Below are 1666 nucleotides of genomic sequence, written 5' to 3'. Positions count from 1 at the left end.
GCGCCGTTGCCGGTGCTCGGGAACTCGTCGAGCAGGGTCTGGGTGGCCGCGCGGGCCTGGCTGTCCTCGGGCAGCGCGGTGTACTCGATCTCCCCGAACCGTGCTTCGAACACAGGCGACGCGAGTACGAGGAGACCGCCGGTGATCACCACCGCGATCAGGGCGGGACGGCGCACGACCTTGCGGACGACCCCGCCCCAGAAACGACGCGCCCGCGCTTCGGCGCGGGTGGAGGTCTCACGGTCCCAGGTCCACGCGTTGATGCGGTGGCCGAGCATCGTCAGCAGCGCGGGAACCGCGGTCAGCGACAGGACGGCGGCACCGAGGACGGCGGCCATGGCACCGAGGCCCAGCGACCGCAGCACCGTCTGCGGGAAGACGAGCATGCCCGCGAACGCGCAGATCAGCAGGGCAGCGGAGAACATCACGGTGTGCCCGGCGGTGGACATCGTCCGCTTGACCGCCGAGGTGACGTCCGAACCGGCCGCGAGTTCCTCACGGTAGCGGCTGACGATGAACAGGCCGTAGTCGATCGCCAGGCCCAGACCGATCAGCGACGTGATGTTCAGCGCGTACGACGACACCTCGGTGAAGTTCGACAGCAGGCGCAGGGTGGCGAGGGACGAGAAGATCGCGAGCACACCCACGAAGACCGGGACCGCGGCGGCGATCACCCCGCCGAAGATGAACACCAGCAGCACCAGCGTGATGGGCACCGCGATGAGCTCGGACCGGACGAGATCGCTCTCCAGGGTGTCGGTGAACTCGATCGCGACCACGGTGTTGCCGGCGAACTGTGATTCCACGCCGGGCACCTCGAGCAGGTCGAGGGCTTCGGGGAAGCTCGCGGCGGTGAGTCCGGAGTTCGCGCCGAGCGTGATCGAGGCAGCGACGCTGCGCTGGTCGGTGGACAGCAGCAGCTGGTTCATCGGCGGGGGAGCGGTCCAGTAGGTCTGGATCGACTCGGCGGGGACGGCGTCCTGGAACTCGGCGAGGGTTCTCTCGATGTCGGGACGGATGTCGTCGACCGTGCGTCCCTCGGGTGCGGTGTAGAGCGCGATGATGTCCGCGGCCTGCGACCCGAAGTTCTCGTAGATGATCTGCTCGACCTCGACGGCCTCGCTGTTCGGGTCGTAGTAGCCCGTGCCGGTCAGCTTGCCGAAGATCCCGACGCCCCAGGCGCCGGCGAAGAGCACGACGAGCAGCACGATCGCCAGTACCCATCGGCTCCTGGTGACGACGATCTCGGCCCAGCGACTCATGCCCACTCCCGGTTCCGCTGACGATTGTGACGATCGGCAACTGTACTGGCGTGGAGTGGGAGGGCTTCACCCTGCTCGGCCGGAACGGCCGCGAGATCAAGGGAGGAAGAAGGTGGACCGACGCGCCGGATGCCTCACGGCACGGTGCGCAACGTGGCTCCAGCCGGACGGTATTCCACGAAGGCGGTTTCTCATTGGCTCCGGGGCGTACGCGACGCGCCGATCCACACTCCTCAACAGGGGTGGACGGGGATCCATTCCCGGCCCTGCCGGACGTGACCGGGTTCACCCACCGTCGTGGGCATGGTGGGCCGTGCCGGCCGCCTGCCTCACGTCGTGCACCTCGTCGGCGCCGACCACCACGAACTGTCCCATCATGCCGCTGTCCTCGTGTTTGAGCAGGT

The 1666-nt window shown here is 68.1% G+C and carries 1 protein-coding gene; it reads right to left on the bottom strand.

Annotated features, from left to right (window positions below):
• Positions 1-1262 (bottom strand): MMPL family transporter (locus R1101_RS0123020; RefSeq protein ID WP_037224846.1); only part of this gene is annotated, 1262 nt, incomplete at its 3' end.
• Between the last annotated feature and the right edge of the window lie 404 nt (positions 1263-1666).

It is taken from the genome of Rhodococcus sp. R1101 (assembly GCF_000278445.1).
Lineage (GTDB): Bacteria > Actinomycetota > Actinomycetes > Mycobacteriales > Mycobacteriaceae > Rhodococcus > Rhodococcus gordoniae.
Note: the sequence above shows the minus strand (reverse complement) of the source record. Positions and strands in the feature narration are given on the sequence as shown.